Here is a 16,371-nt window from a genome sequence, read left to right as displayed (position 1 = left end):
CTCGGGGGTGCTCGTGCGCGCTCGCGACGAGACGCGTCGGCGGGACCCGCTCCCACGGTAGGCCGGACGTGCGAGGCTGGGCCGGTGAGCACGCCGCCCCTGTCGCCCGCGAACGCCCGTCCGCGGCCCCCTGCCATCACGGACGTGGCCACGGTGGCGGGCGTGTCGTACCAGACGGTCTCCCGGGTCATCAACAACCACCCCAACGTCGCCACGGACACGCGCGAGCGCGTGCTCGATGCCATGCAGCAGCTCGGCTACCGCCGCAACATCGCGGCGCGCGCGCTCAAGACGCGGCGCACGGGCGTCTTCGGGGTCGTCTCGTCCGGCTCGCACCTCTTCGGCCCGACGCGCACGCTCGTGTCCATCGAGCAGGCCGCGCGCGCCAAGGGGCTGTTCGTGTCCCTCGCGACGGTCGACCTGCAGCACAAGGACGAGGTCACGTCGGCCATCGAGCACCTGCTGGACCAGGGCGTCGACGGGATCGTGGTCATCGCGTCGCACGACGAGGCGGCCGCCGCGGTGCTCGAGTCCACGACGCAGGTGCCGGTCGTCGTCGCGGGCCGTACGGGCGGTGAGCACGGCCTGGCGGTCGCGATCGACCAGGAGGCGGGTGCGAAGGTCGCGACGCGGCACCTGCTGGACCTGGGGCACCGCGACGTGCTGCACCTCGCGGGCCCGGCGCCGTGGGTCGACGCGCGCGCCCGCGCGGTCGGCTTCCGCGAGACGATGGCTGCCGCCGGGCTCGCGCCGCGGACGCTGTGGGCCGACGACTGGAGCGCCGAGGTCGGCTACCTCGCGGGGCAGGAGCTCGTGGCGCGCGTGCGACGCCGGCGCTCGTCCCTGCCGACCGCGATCTTCGCGGCCAACGACCTGCTGGCGCTGGGGATGATGCACGCGCTCGCGGACGCGCGCCTCAAGGTGCCGGACGACGTGTCGGTGGTCGGGTACGACGACGGCGACGGCTCGGCGCACTTCGTCCCCCCGCTGACGACGGTCGCGCAGGAGCTCGAGGAGCTGGGCTACCGCTGCGTCGAGCTGCTGCTGGACGCGCGCGACGGTGTGGCCACCTCGTCGTCGGTGTCGGTCTCGCCGCGGCTGCTGGTCCGCGAGAGCACGGCGCCGCCGCGCCACCCGTCGCGGGTGCTGCTCTGAGGCTCGGGGAGAGGAGGTACGTCGGCAGGAGGGCGCGCAGCATCGGCGCAGGTGAGGACGTCGTTCCGATGTGATCGCTCACACGGACGGGTGGTTCTCGCTGTTTCTGGCCCCTGGCCTGCGGCGACGCTCGTGACCGAAACGCAACCTCTGTGCGTTGACGTCCCCCTTGAGAACGTTCACACTCATCCCGTCACGCATCCCTGGAAGGGTCGACGAAGAGGTCGGCCGAGCTGCTCGAGGAGGAGTTGCATGAAGGGCATCAACCGCGCACGCACCGGTCTCGCCGGTGTCGTGGCGACGTTCACGGTCCTGGCCCTGGCGGCCTGTGGCGGCGGTTCGGACACGTCGGGCGACGGCGGGGACGGCGGGGACGAGGGCGGCAGCGACCTCATCCGGGTCGGCTTCTCGCAGCTCGGTGCCGAGTCCGGCTGGCGCACCGCCAACACCGAGTCCGTCAAGGAGAGCCTGTCGGAGGACGCCGGGTTCGACCTGACGTTCGTCGACGCGCAGCAGAAGCAGGAGAACCAGATCAAGGCGCTGCGCGACTTCGTCGCCCAGGACGTCGACGTCATCGCGTTCTCGCCGGTCATCGAGACGGGCTGGGACGAGGTGCTCCAGGAGATCAAGGACTCGGGCATCCCCGTCGTGCTCGTCGACCGCACCGTCGACACCACGGTCGACGACCCGTTCGTCACCTGGATCGGTGCCGACTTCAAGGCCGAGGGCACCACCGCCGGCGAGTGGGTGGCCGAGAACGCGCCCGACGCCAAGATCTTCGAGCTGCAGGGCACGCTCGGCTCCGGTGCCCAGGTCGACCGCGAGGAGGGCTTCGGCGAGGTCGTCGGCGAGCAGATCATCGGCAAGGCGTCGGGCAACTTCACGCGTGCCGAGGGCAAGACGGCCGTCGAGGCCGCGCTGCAGGCGTACCCCGACATGACGATGATCTTCACGCACAACGACGACATGGGCCTGGGTGCCATCGAGGCCATCGAGGCCGCCGGCAAGGTGCCCGGCAAGGACATCCAGATCGTGTCCGTCGACGGCGTGCGCGACGGGCTGCAGGCGCTCGTCGACAAGAAGTTCAACTACGTCGTCGAGTGCAACCCCGTGTTCGGCGACCAGCTCGCCGAGCTCATCACGAAGGTCGCGGACGGCGAGGACGTGCCCAAGGAGACCATCGTGATCGACAAGGCGTTCGACCAGACGATCACGCAGGCCGACGTGGACGCGCGCGCGTACTGACGTGCGAGCGACGTCCCGGGCGCGCCGGCCCACGGCCGGTGCGCCAGGGACGCCCGTCGAGCAGGAGAGGACACCGATGTCCGCAGCACCCCCCGCCGGTCCCGCCCCCGCGCCGACCGCGCCCGTCGTGCAGATGACGGGTATCTCGATCGCCTTCCCCGGCGTCAAGGCCCTCGACGACGTCGACTTCCGGCTGTTCCCGGGTGAGGTCCACGCCCTCATGGGCGAGAACGGCGCCGGCAAGTCGACCCTCATCAAGGCGCTCACCGGCGTCTACTCCATCGACTCCGGCCGCATCGCGGTCGACGGTCAGGACCTGCGGTTCGACGGGCCCAGCCAGGCGCAGGCCGCCGGCATCTCGACCGTCTACCAGGAGGTCAACCTCTGCGCGAACCTCACGGTGGCCGAGAACGTCATGCTCGGCCACGAGTCGCGTCGCGGACCGTTCATCGACTGGCGCACCACGCGCCGGCGCGCCGCCGAGTTCCTCGCGCGTCTCAACCTCGACATCGACCCGCGCTCGATGCTGTCGTCGCACACCATCGCGGTGCAGCAGCTGTGTGCGATCGCCCGTGCGCTGGTCGTCGACGCCAAGGTGCTCATCCTCGACGAGCCGACGTCGAGCCTGGACAACGCCGAGGTCGCCGAGCTGTTCCGCGTCGTGCGCCGGCTCAAGGACGACGGCGTCGCCGTGCTGTTCGTCTCGCACTTCCTCGACCAGATCTACGAGATCTCCGACCGCGTCACCGTGCTGCGCAACGGCCGGTTCGTCGGCGAGCACCGCATCGAGGACCTGCCGCGCCGCGAGCTCATCGCCGCGATGATCGGCCGGTCCGGCGAGGCGCTGGCCGGGATCGAGGAGAAGGCGCGCTCGACCATCACGATCCACTCCGAGCGCGAGACGCCCTTCCTCACCGCCGTCGGCCTGGGCAAGAACGGGTCCGTCCAGCCGTTCGACGTCAACCTGTACGCGGGCGAGATCCTCGGCGTCGCGGGCCTGCTCGGCTCGGGGCGGACCGAGATGGCGCGGCTGCTCGCCGGCGCGGACCGCCCCGACACGGGCGACGTCCACGTCCAGAGCACGCTCACGCGGCTCACGTCCCCGCTCGCCGCGCTCGCGCACGGCATCGCCTACTCGACCGAGGACCGCAAGAAGGAGGGGATCGTCGGGGACCTGACGGTTCGCGAGAACATCGCGCTGGCGATCCAGGCCCGGCGCGGCACGTGGCGCCGCATCCCGCGCCGCCAGCTCGACGACATCGTCGCGCGCTACATCACGGCGCTGCAGATCACGCCCCCCAACCCGCACGCCCTCATCCGCAACCTGTCGGGCGGCAACCAGCAGAAGGTGCTGCTCGCGCGGTGGCTCGCCACGGCGCCGCGCCTGCTCATCCTGGACGAGCCGACGCGCGGCATCGACGTCGGCGCCAAGGCCGAGATCCAGAAGCTCGTCACCGAGCTCGCCCAGGACGGCATGTCCGTCGTCTTCATCTCCTCGGAGCTCGAGGAGGTCCTGCGCCTGAGCCAGCGGCTCGTCGTCATGCGGGACCGCCGGAAGGTCGACGACCTCGTCAACGCCGACGACGTCACGACGTCCACGATCCTCGAGACGATCGCCGCGACCGTCCCCGCGACGGTCCCCCAGAGCGGAGCCCACGCATGACCCCGACCACCCCCGCGGCGACGCCGTCGCCCGGGCCGTCCCGCGCCACCGCCGTCTGGCACGAGGTCACCCGGCACGGGCTGTTCTGGCCCGTCCTCGCGCTCGTCCTGCTGCTGCTCGCGTGCGGTGTCGCGAGCCCCGGCTTCCTCGACGTGACCGTCCGCGACGGGCACCTGTTCGGTCAGCTCGTCGACCTGCTGCGCAACAGCGCGACGCCGCTGCTGCTGGCCCTCGGCATGTGCCTGGTCATCGCGACCGGCGGCATCGACCTGTCGGTGGGTGCCGTCATGGCGATCGGCCTGGCCGTCTCGCTCACCTACCTCGACACCGCGGCGGACCCGTCGAACATCGGGACGGTGCTCACGGCCGTCCTGCTGGGCCTGGTCGTCGGGGCCATCGGCGGGGCGTTCAACGGTGCCATGGTCGCGGGCCTGGGCATCCAGCCGTTCATCGCGACCATGATCCTCATGGTCGCCGGGCGCGGCATCGCGATGCTCATCACGCAGGGGCAGATCACGACGGTCACGAGCCCGCCGTTCAAGACGATCGGCTCCGGCTTCGTGCTCGGCGTCCCGACCCCCGTCGTCATCGCCGTGGCCGCGTTCGTCGTCGTCGCCCTCGTGGTGCGACGCACCGCGCTCGGGATGTTCCTCGAGTCCATCGGCATCAACCGCGAGGCCAGCCGCCTCGCGGGTGTGCGGTCGCGCCGCACCACGTGGACCGTCTACGTCATCGCGGGCGTCCTCGCGGCACTCGCGGGTCTCGTCTACGGCGCCCCGACCATGGCGGCCGACGCCAACAACATCGGCCTGATGAAGGAGCTCGACGCGATCATGGTCGTCGTGCTCGGGGGCACCAAGCTCGACGGCGGGCGGTTCTACCTCGGTGGTCTGCTCGTCGGCGCGATGCTGCTGAGCTCGCTCGAGCGGGCCGTCATCATCTTCCAGCTGCCCTCGCAGACGACGCCGCTGTTCAAGGCCATCGTGCTCATCGCGGTGTGCGTCGCGGCGTCCCCGACGCTGCGGGCCATGCTGCGCGGCCGGCGGCGCGCCGACCGCGTCGACACCCCCGCCGCCCCGGTCGAGCCCGTGAGCGCCGCGGAGGTGACGGCATGAGCACCGACGAGATGGTCCGCACCGAGCGGACGGGCGACGGCGTCGTGCACCGCGCGCGGCGCGCGCTGAGCGGCCTGGACCGGCGGTTCCTGCCCGTGCTCGGCACGCTGCTGACGCTCGCGCTCATGCTGGGCGTCGGCCAGCAGCGGTACTCCACCGACCGCGTCGACTTCGTCAGCATGAAGCTGCTGTCGAACCTGCTGGTCGACAACTCCTACCTGCTGGTGCTGGCCGTGGGCATGACGTTCGTCATCCTCACCGGCGGGATCGACCTGTCCGTGGGCGCGGTCGTCGCGCTGGTCGGGCTGTCGATCGCCGAGATGTTCACCGCCGGCCTGCCGCTGCCCGTCGTGCTCGTCGTCGGCGTGCTCATCGGCACGTCGTGCGGGCTCCTCATCGGCGTGATGGTGCAGATGTTCGACATCCAACCTTTCATCGCGTCGCTCGCCGTGATGTTCCTCGCGCGCGGCCTGGCCAACGTCATCAGCGTCAACTCGCTGAAGATCGACGACGAGGGCTTCTCGGCGCTCGCGGCATGGGGCCTGAAGTTCGGCGAGGGGCGCCAGCTGTGGCGCATCAACGCCAGCATGGTCATCGCGCTGGCGGTGCTGCTCATCGCGTTCCTGGTGCTGCACTACACGCGGTTCGGCCGGTCCGTGTACGGGCTCGGCGCGGGCGACGGGGGAGCGGCGGTCAACCTCATGGGCCTGCGCCCCGCGCGCACGCGCGTCTGGGTGTACGTCATCTCGGGCACGTGCGCCGGCATCGCGGGCGTCCTGTTCGCGCTCTACACGAAGTCCGGGTTCAACCTCACGGGCATCGGCATGGAGCTCGACGCGATCGCGGCGGTCGTCATCGGCGGCACGCTGCTGTCCGGCGGCGTGGGCTTCGTGCTCGGCACCGGCGCGGGCGTGCTGGTCTACGGCCTCATCCAGGTGCTCATCGCCCGCGAGGGCCTGGACTCCTGGTGGACCCGCGTCTTCATCGGCGTCGTCCTGCTCGCGTTCGTCATCCTCCAGCGCGTCCTGGCGGTCCGCCGCCGCTGACCCCCTCTTGTGGGGGCGAGAGAGCAATCCAGTCGGGGCCGACAGAGCAATCCTTCGTGGCCGCGAGAGCAGTTCTTCGTGGCCGAGAGAGCAATCCAGCTCGGGTGCGACCCACACCAAGCCCTCCGGGCGTGCTGGATTGCTCTCTCACCACCCACTTGGGGGTTGGATTGCTTCCTCGCCACCCACTTGGGGGTTGGATTGCTCTTTCACCACCCACTTGGGGGTTGGATTGCTCTCTCGTCGCCCACTTGGGGGTTGGATTGCTCTCTCGTCGCCCACTTGGGGGGCTGGATTGCTCTTTCACCACCCACTTGGGGGGCTGGATTGCTCTTTCACCACCCACTTGAGGGCTGGATCGCTCTCTCACCACCGGGGTGAGAGAGCGATCCGGTCAGGCGTAGGCGGCGACCGTGCGGGGGCCGACGGCCTGGCGGGCGCGGGCGGCGGCGCCGACCGTCGCCAGGGCGCTCGCGACGGCCCACAGCACGAGGGCCACGACGGCCCCGAGCAGCGACGCCGGCGACTCGCCGACGACCGTGCCGAGCGCGTCCGACGTGGCCGCCAGCGGCAGCCACCCGACCGTGCCGCCCACCCACGCGGGGACCGTGGCGGCGAGCCCGGCGACGAGGTACGCGAAGCCCGCGACCACGGCGACGACGCGACCGGCGGTGCCGAACCACGCCGCGACCGCCTGGTGGAACGCGGCGAGCGCGACGGCCGCGACCGCACCGACCAGCGCGAGCCCGAGCGTGCGCCCGGCGCCCTGGTCGGTGATCGCACCGGCGACCGCCCCGACGGCCGCACCGGCGACCGCCGACACCGCCGCGGGCAGGGCCAGCGACCCGGCGACCAGCGCGAACGCCGACCGCGTCGACCCCGCGACGCGCACCGGCAGGGGCCGGAACACGAGGAAGAGCACGAGCGCACCGATCCACAGGGCCACGGCGACGAGCGTCGAGACGAGGCCCAGGGGTGCGGACAGCGCGGCTGCGGGCGCCGCGACGGGTGCCGTGACGACCTGCGCCAGGTCCGCGCGCTGGTCCTCGGGCGTCGTCGGCAGCTGGTCGACCGCCTGGCCGAGCCCGGTCCCGAGCTCCGCGGTGCCGTCCGCGAGCTGCGTCGCACCGTCGCTCGTCTGCCGGACGCCGTCGGCGAGCTGTGCGCTGCCGTCGGCGAGCTGCGCCGCGCCGCCGTCGAGCTGCGCGACGCCCGCCGCGAGCTGCGACGACCCGCCCGCGAGCTGCGAGGCACCGCCCGCCAGGGTCGACGCACCGCCCGCGAGGTCGGACGTGCCGGCCGCGAGCTGGTCGATGCCGCCCGCGAGCTGCTCGGCACCCCCGGCGAGCTGCTGCAGACCGGCGACGAGGCCGGGCTGCGTCGCGTCACCCGGGACGCCGTTGACCGCGAGGTCGAGCCCGCCCGCGATCTGCTGCACGTAGCCCAGCTGCTCGGTCAGGCCGGCGATCTGCTCCTGCAGCGTCGTCCGCTGGCTCGTCAGGACGGCCCGCTGCACGAGTGCGTCGACGCACCCGTCGGTCGTCGGGTCGGCCTCGCAGCCCAGGTCCCGCACCGCGGCGTCCGCCTGCGCGAGCCCGCCCTCGACGAGCGGCAGCGTCGCACGCAGCTCGGCGAGCGACGCGTCGATCCCGTCGGCCAGCCCGGCGGCGCCCGTGGCGAGCGTGCCGAGACCGGTCGAGCCGTCAGCGGTCCGGCGCAGGCCGTCCGCGAGGTCGCGGGCCCCGGCGGCGGACTGCCCGGCGCCGTCGGCGAGCGCGCCGGCACCGTCGGCGAGGGTGCGGGCACCGCCCGCGAGCTGTGCGGTCCCCGTCGCGAGGTCGTACGACCCGCTCCGCAGCTCGCGCGTGCCGCCGGCGAGCTGCCCGGCGCCGTCCGCGAGGCCGTCGGCGCCGGTCGCGAGCTGCCCCGTGCCCTGCGCGAGCTGCCCGACGCCGTCGGCCAGCTGTGTCGCGCCGTCGGCCGCCTCGCCGAGCTGCTCGCTCAGCGTCGTGAAGCCGACGAGCACGTTCTCGACGTACGTGGTGGTCAGCTGTGAGCCGAGCACGCGCGTCGCGGTGGTGGTGACGGTCGCGGCGACGGCCTGGTCGACCGCGGTGGCCCCCGGCGGCGAGGTGATCTCGATCGTCGCCTGCTGCACGTCGTCGCCGGACGCGAACGACGTCGCGGCCGCGGAGAAGTTCTCGGGGATCGTGACGACGGCCGCGTACGTGCCGTCGTCGAGCCCCGCGGCCGCGTCGGCGTCGTCCGTGACGACCCACTCGTAGTTGGCGTCGACCTCGGAGCCGTCGACGAGGGCACCGGCGAGCTGGCGGCCGAGCGGCGTGTACTGCCCCTCGAGCGTCACGGGCTCGTCGTGGTTGACCACGGCGGCCTTGACGTGCGCCAGGCCGTCCGCCGGCGCCCAGGACGCCGCGAGCAGGATGACGACGAGGGCGAGCGGAGCGGCCAGCGCGACGACGACGGCGGGCCACCGCCGCACGGGTCGGGGGGTCACCGAGGTGCGGGACATCGGGGTTCCTTCCTGCGCGCTCACGCGAGGACGCCGGTGGACGGCGCGAGGGTGGTGACGGGGCTGCCGGCGGGGAGCAGGTCGTCGGCGGGGGTGGTGCCGACGACGCCGAGGAGCAGGGTCGCGCCCTGCTCGACGGCCCGCGCGAGGGCGGCGGCGGCGTGGGCGCGTTCGTGGGGGTCGGTGACGAGGTCGGTGCGGTCGACCGCGAGGACGGTCGGGCGCTCGGCGACCGCGGCGTCGAGCGCGTCGACGCCCTCGGTCCGCAGGTCCACGTAGCCGACCGCGCGCCGCACGGCGGCGGCGCGCACCGGCAGCAGGTGGCCCGCGACCTTGAGGTCGCCGCCCGCGGGCGTCAGGCGTCCGGCGACGGTCAGGAGCAGCGCCGCCACGCGGGCCGGCTCGTCGGTGTGCACGACGAGCGCGTCACCGCGCCGCACGGCCAGGTTCACGACGTCGCTGCCGTCGGCCACCGCGAGGCGCAGGTCGCGGGCGGCGACGACGACGTCCGGGTCGCCCGGCCACGAGGCCAGGCCGAGCTCGCGGTGCAGCGCCTCGCCCTCGACGTCGAACGACGGGAGCACGCGGTCGAGGCGGCGCGGCATCCACCAGGCGCGGTCGCCGAGGATCTGCATCACGGCGGGCACGAGCGTCATGCGCACGACGAACGCGTCGACCGCGACACCCACGGCCAGGCCGAGCGCGATGGGTTTGATGTTGATGTCGCCCTCGGGGACGAACGCGAAGAACACCGCGACCATGATGATCGCCGCCGCGGTGACGACCTTGGCCGAGCCGACGAAGCCCGTGCGGATGGACGCGCGGGCGTCGCCGCTGTGCACGTAGTCCTCGCGGATGCGGGACACGAGGAAGACCTCGTAGTCCATCGCGAGCCCGAACAGCACGCCCATCAGCACGATGGGCATGAACGAGATGATCGGCCCGAGCTTGGCGACGTGCAGCAGGTCGGCGCCGATGCCGTGCTCGAAGACGCTGGTCACGACACCGAACGCGGCGGCCACGGACAGCAGGTAGCCGATGGTCGCCTTGAGCGGCACCGCGACGGAACGGAACACCATCGTCAGCAGCACGAGCGAGAGCCCGACGACGAACACCGCGAAGGGCAGCAGGGCCGCGCCGAGCTTGGCGGACACGTCGATGCCGACCGCGGTGAAGCCCGTGACGGACAGGTCGAAGCCGTACTCGTCGAGGATGTACGGGCGCAGCTCGCGGATCGCGTTGACCAGCTCGGCCGTCTCGGGGTCCGTCGGACCGGTCGTCGGCACGACCTGGACGATGCCGGTGTCGATGGACTCGTTCGGCGTGGCCAGCGGGACGTCCTCGACGCCGGGCAGGTCGCGCAGCTCGTCCGCGACGTCCTGCATGAGCTGCAGCGGGTCCTCGCTGGTCACGATGCTGCCGGTGACGACGAGCGGGCCGTTGGCGCCGGGGCCGAAGTGCTCGGTGATGCGGTCGTACGTGATGCGCTGCGAGGAGTCGGTGGGCGAGACGCCCGCGTCGGGCAGCGCGAGCCGCAGGTCGAGGGCCGGGAAGGCGAGCGCGAGCAGCGCGCCGACCGTCACGACGACCGTGATCCAGGGCCGGGCGGTGGCGAGCCGGACCCAGCCGGCGAAGAAGCGGTTGTGGTGCGCCGGGAGGTCCCAGGAGTCGCCCGTGGGCTCCGTGGTCGGCTCCGTGCTGCTCTCCTCCGCGGCAGCCGCGGCCCCGGCGGCGCGGCGTGCGCGGCGCGACGGGCGCGGGCGCAGGCGCTCGCCGGCGACCCCCAGCATCGCGGGCACCAGCGTGATGGACACCAGGACGGCGACGCCGACCGCGACCGCGCCCGCGACGCCCATGACCGTGAGGAACGGGATGCCCGCGACCCCGAGGCCGACCAGCGCGATCATGACGGTCAGGCCCGCGAAGATCACGGCGGAGCCCGCGGTGGCGTTGGCGCGCGCGGCGGCCTCCTGCGCCGGCAGGCCGGTGGCCAGCAGCTCACGGTGCCGGGACACGATGAACAGGGCGTAGTCGATGCCGACGGCGAGCCCGAGCATGAGCGACAGCAGCGGGGTCGTGCTGGTGACGGACGTGAAGGCGGCCGCGACGAGCACGAGGAGCGTGGACAGCCCGACGCCCAGCAGCGCGTTGAGCAGCGGCATGCCCGCGGCGGCGAAGGAGCCGAGCGTGAGCAGCAGCACGACGAAGGCGACGACGACGCCGAGCGCCTCGGTGATCGTCAGGCCGGGGAACTCCTGGGAGAAGAGCTGCCCGCCGATCGTCGCGTCGTACCCGTCGGGCAGGGCCGTGTCGAGGTCGTCGGCGAGCGAGCGCAGCTCGTCCTTGACGTCGGTGCCGATCGACACGCCCTCGCCCTCGAGCGAGATGGTCACGAGCGCGGCCTCGCCGTCCTCGCTGACGGCCGACGCCCCGGGGGTGTCGGTGTCGAAGGGGGAGACGGCGGACGTGACGCCCTCGACGTCGGCGAACGACGCGATCGAGTCCTGGACGGCCGCGACGACGGCCGGGTCGTCGACCTGCGCGCCGTCCTCACCGACGACCAGCACCTGCGCGGTCGTGCCCGCGGCCTGCGGGAACGTCGCCGCGAGCCGGTCGAGCGCGGCCTGCGACTCGGTGCCCGGGATCGTGACGGAGTTGTCGAGCTTGCCGCCCAGCAGCAGGGCGCCGGCGCCGACCAGCACCAGGAGCGCCAACCAGGCGCCGATGACGGCGCGCCGGCGCGCGAACGCGGCCCGGCCGAGGCGGTAGAGCGCAGAGGACACAGGTGCTCCCGAGGGCGGTGGAGGGGGAGGACGGCGACGTCCGACGGCCGCGCGCGAGCGCAGCCTCGATACAGGACTGTATGCGATACATGACTGTATCGGAAGCGGTACGCTCCTGCTGGACGACGAACGGAGGACGGCGGCATGAGCGAGACCAGCACCGCGGTGGACGGCACCGCCGACGCCACCGTCTCGCGCCGCCGCCGGCACACCCGCGAGCGCCTGCTCGACGCCGCGTTCGACCTGTTCGCCGACGAGGGCGTCGACGCGACGTCGATCGAGGCCGTCTGCGAGCGCGCCGGCTTCACGCGCGGCGCGTTCTACTCCAACTTCGACAACAAGTACGCGCTGCTGCTCGCGCTGGCCGCACGCGAGCACCAGCGCCGCCTGCACGAGCTGCGCAGCGCCCTGGCGGTCGCGCAGGCCGAGTGCGAGCAGGGCGCCGGCATCGACGTGGACGCGATGGCGCGGTTCCTCGAGATCCTGCTCGAGCGCATCTCCGACGACCGCCGCTGGCGCGTCATCAGCGCCGAGCTGACGCTGCTCGCCATGCGCCAGCCCGAGATCGCGCGCCACCACCACGACCTGGACCGGCAGATGACCGACGAGGTCGCGGACGAGATCGAGCGCCTCATGCCGACCCTCGGTCGCCGGCTCGTCCTGCCGGCGCGGCAGGTGCTGCGCGTGCTCGCCGCGGGCTACCTGGCTGACCTGAACGCCGCGGACCTCTCGGGCGACCCGCAGCCCGCCGCCCGCGCCCGCGCGGAGGCGGCGACGTGGCTGCCCACGGTCGCCGACCGGCTCACGATCCCCCTCTGAGCGGCTCCCCGGCGGGGGTGCGCGCGTGGTCCCAGACGACCTCAGGCATGCTGGACGCATGACCAGACTTCCCGGTGGAGTGTCCGTCAACCGGCTGCGCGTCTACGACTGGCCCGCCCCCGACGGTGTCGGGCGGGCCGGGAGCGGGACGCCGCACGTCCACATCGCCTCGAGCGAGGCGTACGTCGTGCTGTCCGGCACGGGCGCCGTCCACACGCTCGGCCCCGACGGCTTCGCCGAGCACCCGCTGCGCCCCGGCGTGGTCGTCACGGTCCAGCCCGGCGTCATCCACCGCGCCGTGAACGACGGCGACCTCGAGGTCCTCGTCGTCATGGCGAACGCGGGCCTGCCCGAGGCCGGCGACGCCGTCATCACGTTCCCCCCGGTGGCGCTGACGGACACCGCGACGTACCGGGACGCGGCCTCGCTGCCCGTCGGCGGGGCGCACGCCGACGTCACCGACGAGCAGGTCGCGGCGGCCGCCCGCGCGCGCCGCGACCTCGCGCTCACGGGCTACGGCCAGCTGCGCGAGGCCGCCGCCCGTGTCGGTGCCCGCGCCGCGCTGCAGCCGTTCTACGAGGCCGCCGTGCGGCTCGTGCGGCCGTCGGTGCCGCGCTGGCAGGACCTGTGGGGGCGCACGGCGTTCGCCGAGACCGACGCCACCGCCGGTGTGCTCGAGGGCCTCATGCGCGGGTCCGCCCCCCACCTGCAGGCGGGACGGGCCGAGCGCCTCGAGTCGGCCCCCGCCCCCCGCCGGTACGGCCTGTGCGGCCGCCTGGAGACGTGGGACCTGGGCTGACCCGTCGTCAGCGTCCGGCGGCCGCCGCCAGGACCGTGTGACGGTCCGCCGTGACGGCGACGAGGAGGTCGCGCTCGGACGCGGCGTGCTGCCGCAGGTCCGTGCGGCCTGTCGCGGCGAGCTGCCGGCGGAACGCGAGGGTCGTCGCGTCGCGCTGGAACCGGAGCATCGCCGCGCCCGCGTCCTTGCCGCCGGCGCGCGTCGCCCAGCCGACGGCCGTCCGGCGGCGCCGCAACGACGTCAGCATGTCGATCTCGTGCGGCGCGAACCAGCCCGCGCGCGCGTACTCGGACAGGCGGTGGCGGATCACGGCGCGCTCCTGGCGGCGCAGCCAGAACGCCAGCCCGACGACGCCCGCGAAGAGCGGCACCTGCACGACCGCGAACACCGCGAGGTACGCGTCACCCGCGAACACGCTGGTCGCGTTCCACGCCGCGTGCCCCGCCATCGCGGCGAGCAGCCCGAGCGGCAGCAGCCACCAGGCGGCGGAGCGGTGGCGGGACCGGGCGGCCAGGCCCAGGGCCGCGCCGGTGCACGCCGTGAACAGCAGGTGCGCGAAGGGCGTCGCGAGCCCGCGCAGCACGAACGTCTCGGCCAGCGTGCCTCCGGCCTGGCCGAAGTACAGGATGTTCTCGGTGAACGCGAAGCCCGCGGCCACGACGCCCGCGTAGACGATCCCGTCGACGACGCCGTCGAAGTAGCGGCGCCGGGCCAGGAACAGCACGAGCACGCCCGCGCCCTTGGCGAGCTCCTCGACGACGGGTGCCGACACGAGCGCGGCGGCCAGACGCCCCGCGTCGAGGTCCCCGGTCACCTGCGCCACCGCGTACATCGTCAGCTCGTTGGCGACGAGCGAGACCAGGACCGCGACGCCCGCGCCCCACAGGAGCCCGAACAGCAGGGCGCCGCGCGGCTCGGGCTCCCAGCGGTCGAGCCAGCGGACGCCCAGCAGCACGGCCGTCAGCGGCACGACGGCCAGCAGGGTGCCGATGACACCCGCTCCGACACCGACCTGCACGAGCACGAGCGCGACCGCAGCGAGCGCCGCCACGGCGATCAGCGCGCCGGCCACGATCACCAGGACGTCGCGTGCGGGGGTCCGGCGCCGGTCGGGGACCCACTGCGCGGGGACGACGTCCGCGGCCGTGGCGGGCGGGGCGGGCTCGTGGCTGCTCACGGCGCCACCCTAGGGCCGCGGGCGGGACGCACGTCCCGGTGCGGTGCCGCGGCCGAACGTAGGGTGGCCCCGACCGGCCGCAGGAGCCGGACGAGACGAGGGGACGCATGGACGAGCGCGAGGTCCGCCGCAGGATGCGGGCGCAGGAGCTGTACGACGACGAGGGCCCCGGGCTGGAGGCGCTCGTCGCGGAGCGCCAGCGCGCCAAGGAGCTCACCTGGCGCTTCAACATGATGAACCCGACGGACGTCCCGGCGCGCCAGGCCCTGCTGCGCGAGCTGTTCGGCCGCATGGGCGAGCGGGTGTGGATCGAGGCGCCGCTGCAGGTGTCGTACGGCTACAACGTCTCGTTCGGTGACGACGTGTTCGTCAACGTCGGCTTCACGCTGGTCGACGACATCGAGGTCACCATCGGGTCGCGCGTGATGATCGCGCCCAACGTCACCATCAGCGTCACGGGTCACCCCGTGCACCCCGAGCTGCGCTCCGGCATGTCGCAGTTCTCGGCACCCGTGGTCGTCGAGGACGACGTGTGGCTCGGTGCGCACGTCGTGCTCCTGCCCGGCGTGCGGGTCGGCGCCGGCTCGATCGTCGGGGCGGGCAGCGTCGTGACGAAGGACGTGCCGCCCGGTGTCGTCGTCGGCGGCGTGCCGGCGCGCGTGCTGCGCCCCATCACCGACGCGGACCGCGAGTTCGCCTACCGCCCGCCCGGCACGCTGGCCTGACCGGGGGGCCGGCCGGGCGCCGGTGCCGCGTCGTCGTCGGGCGGCAGCTCCTGGAGCACGGCGTTGACGACGCCACCGGTGAGGGTGACGATCGCGGAGACCCACAGCCACAGCACGGCGGCCAGGACGACACCCAGCACCTGCGCCGCGACCTGCACGGTGCCCTGCCCGTCGACGTCCAGCCCGGCCGGCCCCGCGACCCGCAGGTAGACGGCGAAGCCCCCCGCCACCAGCAGCAGGCCCAGCGTGCCCACGAGTGCGCCCGGCACGGCCCGGCGCCACGTCGTGCCCGCGGGCTGGTGCGGCCCGTAGCGGTACAGCAGCGTGAGGTACGCGATCGCGACGGCCACGGCGACGGGCCAGCGCGCGAGGGCCCACGTCGTGCTGAACGCCGCGCCCAGCCCCAGCCGCCCCGCGATCTCCTCGCCCCCGCCCAGCAGCGGCCCGACGACGACGAGCACGAGGATCACCAGGAGGGTCACGACCGCACCGAGCGCCAGCGCCAGGCCCAGCACGCCCTGGGCGAGCAGCCCGCGCCGCTCGGGCACCCGGTACGCGTCGTCGAGCGCGCGGATCGCGGCCCGGAACATGCGGCTGGCCAGGAAGAGCGTGAGCAGCACCGAGCCGACGGCGAACCCGGTCCGCTCCTCGCGCAGCAGGCTGCGCACCAGCGGGACCAGCGCGTCCTGCGCGACGTCGTCGGCCAGCACGCCCGAGACGCCGCCGATGACGCCGTCCTCGATCTGGGACACCCGCTCGGGGTCGGTGAAGCGCTCGAGGTAGCCGAGGCTCGCGCCCAGGGCGGACGTCAGCGGGACCACGGAGATGAGCGCGTAGTAGGTCATCTCGGCCGCGAGGCCCGTGACGCGCACGTCGATCGCGCGGCGCACGCACCGCAGCACGAACGGCAGCCAGTCGCGCGAGCCGATGCGCGCGGGGTGCCGTGCCGCCCACGCGTCGGCACGGTCGAGGAGCGTCGTCCCGGTCCGCTCCGGCAGGCGGGCGCGGACGCGGGGCACCGCGCGCGCCGAGCCGAGCACGGCGGCGGGTGCCGCGACGGCCACCGCGACGAGCGCGAGCCAGGACGGCGCGCCGCGCGGGACGAGCCCGGCGGTCGCCGTCCACGCGACGGCCGCGCCGCCGAGCGCGACCAGGGTCGTCGTGGCGACCGCGAGCCGTGCGGTGGCCGGGTCGAGCCGTCGGCACGCGACCGCGCCGAGCACCGCCAGGACGGCGGCGGCGACGAGCAGCACGGTGCCTCCGCGGGGGTCGAGGGGCCTGCGCGCATCGTAGGTGGGTCCCCGCCGGCGCACC

General features: G+C 73.8%; 12 protein-coding genes. 8 read left to right on the top strand and 4 right to left on the bottom strand.

Going from position 1 to position 16,371, the window contains the following annotated elements:
* The first annotated feature begins 84 nt into the window (after positions 1–84).
* The 5 genes from H9657_RS06700 (at position 85) to H9657_RS06680 (ending at position 6,224) form a co-directional block, all read left to right on the top strand.
* Positions 85–1,155, top strand: coding sequence for a LacI family DNA-binding transcriptional regulator (locus tag H9657_RS06700; RefSeq protein ID WP_318241346.1), 1,071 nt, complete (start codon positions 85–87; stop codon positions 1,153–1,155).
* A gap of 252 nt (positions 1,156–1,407) precedes the next feature.
* Complete coding sequence (locus H9657_RS06695; protein ID WP_191781666.1) at positions 1,408–2,400, top strand: ABC transporter substrate-binding protein; 993 nt, start codon at positions 1,408–1,410, stop codon at positions 2,398–2,400.
* A gap of 76 nt (positions 2,401–2,476) precedes the next feature.
* Positions 2,477–4,063, top strand: coding sequence for a sugar ABC transporter ATP-binding protein (locus H9657_RS06690; RefSeq protein ID WP_191781664.1), 1,587 nt, complete (start codon positions 2,477–2,479; stop codon positions 4,061–4,063).
* The gene (locus H9657_RS06685) at positions 4,060–5,178 is read left to right on the top strand and encodes an ABC transporter permease (protein WP_191781662.1); all 1,119 of its coding nucleotides are present in this window, start codon (positions 4,060–4,062) and stop codon (positions 5,176–5,178) included. Before H9657_RS06690 ends, H9657_RS06685 begins: the two co-directional genes overlap by 4 nt.
* On the top strand, positions 5,175–6,224 hold the full coding sequence (locus tag H9657_RS06680; RefSeq protein WP_191781660.1) for an ABC transporter permease subunit: 1,050 nt from the start codon (positions 5,175–5,177) through the stop codon (positions 6,222–6,224). Before H9657_RS06685 ends, H9657_RS06680 begins: the two co-directional genes overlap by 4 nt.
* A gap of 394 nt (positions 6,225–6,618) precedes the next feature.
* Here the strand turns inward: H9657_RS06680 and H9657_RS06675 are convergent, their stop codons facing one another.
* Positions 6,619–8,754 (bottom strand): YhgE/Pip family protein, encoded by a 2,136-nt coding sequence (locus H9657_RS06675; RefSeq protein ID WP_191781658.1) that lies wholly within the window; start codon positions 8,752–8,754, stop codon positions 6,619–6,621.
* A 20-nt stretch (positions 8,755–8,774) separates the two neighbouring features.
* Positions 8,775–11,537 (bottom strand): MMPL family transporter, encoded by a 2,763-nt coding sequence (locus tag H9657_RS06670; protein WP_191781656.1) that lies wholly within the window; start codon positions 11,535–11,537, stop codon positions 8,775–8,777.
* 144 nt (positions 11,538–11,681) lie between these two features.
* Between H9657_RS06670 and H9657_RS06665 the strand changes: the two genes are divergently transcribed.
* Both H9657_RS06665 and H9657_RS06660 read left to right on the top strand, forming a co-directional pair.
* Positions 11,682–12,356 carry a TetR/AcrR family transcriptional regulator gene (locus H9657_RS06665; RefSeq protein WP_191781654.1) on the top strand — a complete coding sequence of 225 codons (675 nt, stop codon included), beginning with the start codon at positions 11,682–11,684 and terminating at the stop codon, positions 12,354–12,356.
* Between the two features lie 58 nt (positions 12,357–12,414).
* Positions 12,415–13,155, top strand: coding sequence for a cupin domain-containing protein (locus H9657_RS06660; protein ID WP_191781653.1), 741 nt, complete (start codon positions 12,415–12,417; stop codon positions 13,153–13,155).
* Between the two features lie 7 nt (positions 13,156–13,162).
* Here H9657_RS06660 and H9657_RS06655 read toward each other — a convergent pair whose 3' ends face one another.
* Positions 13,163–14,332, bottom strand: coding sequence for a PrsW family intramembrane metalloprotease (locus H9657_RS06655; protein ID WP_191781651.1), 1,170 nt, complete (start codon positions 14,330–14,332; stop codon positions 13,163–13,165).
* 107 nt (positions 14,333–14,439) lie between these two features.
* On the opposite strand from H9657_RS06655, the gene H9657_RS06650 reads away from it, so the two are divergent.
* Complete coding sequence (locus H9657_RS06650; protein ID WP_191781649.1) at positions 14,440–15,057, top strand: sugar O-acetyltransferase; 618 nt, start codon at positions 14,440–14,442, stop codon at positions 15,055–15,057.
* Here H9657_RS06650 and H9657_RS06645 read toward each other — a convergent pair.
* Positions 15,030–16,310 (bottom strand): YihY/virulence factor BrkB family protein, encoded by a 1,281-nt coding sequence (locus H9657_RS06645; protein ID WP_191781647.1) that lies wholly within the window; start codon positions 16,308–16,310, stop codon positions 15,030–15,032. The two genes, H9657_RS06650 and H9657_RS06645, sit on opposite strands and share 28 nt — an antisense overlap.
* Between the last annotated feature and the right edge of the window lie 61 nt (positions 16,311–16,371).

Origin of the sequence: Cellulomonas avistercoris (assembly GCF_014836445.1) — a bacterium.
GTDB lineage: Bacteria > Actinomycetota > Actinomycetes > Actinomycetales > Cellulomonadaceae > Cellulomonas > Cellulomonas avistercoris.
The sequence above is the reverse complement of the archived record's forward strand: the minus strand, read 5'-3'. Positions and strand labels throughout refer to the sequence as shown.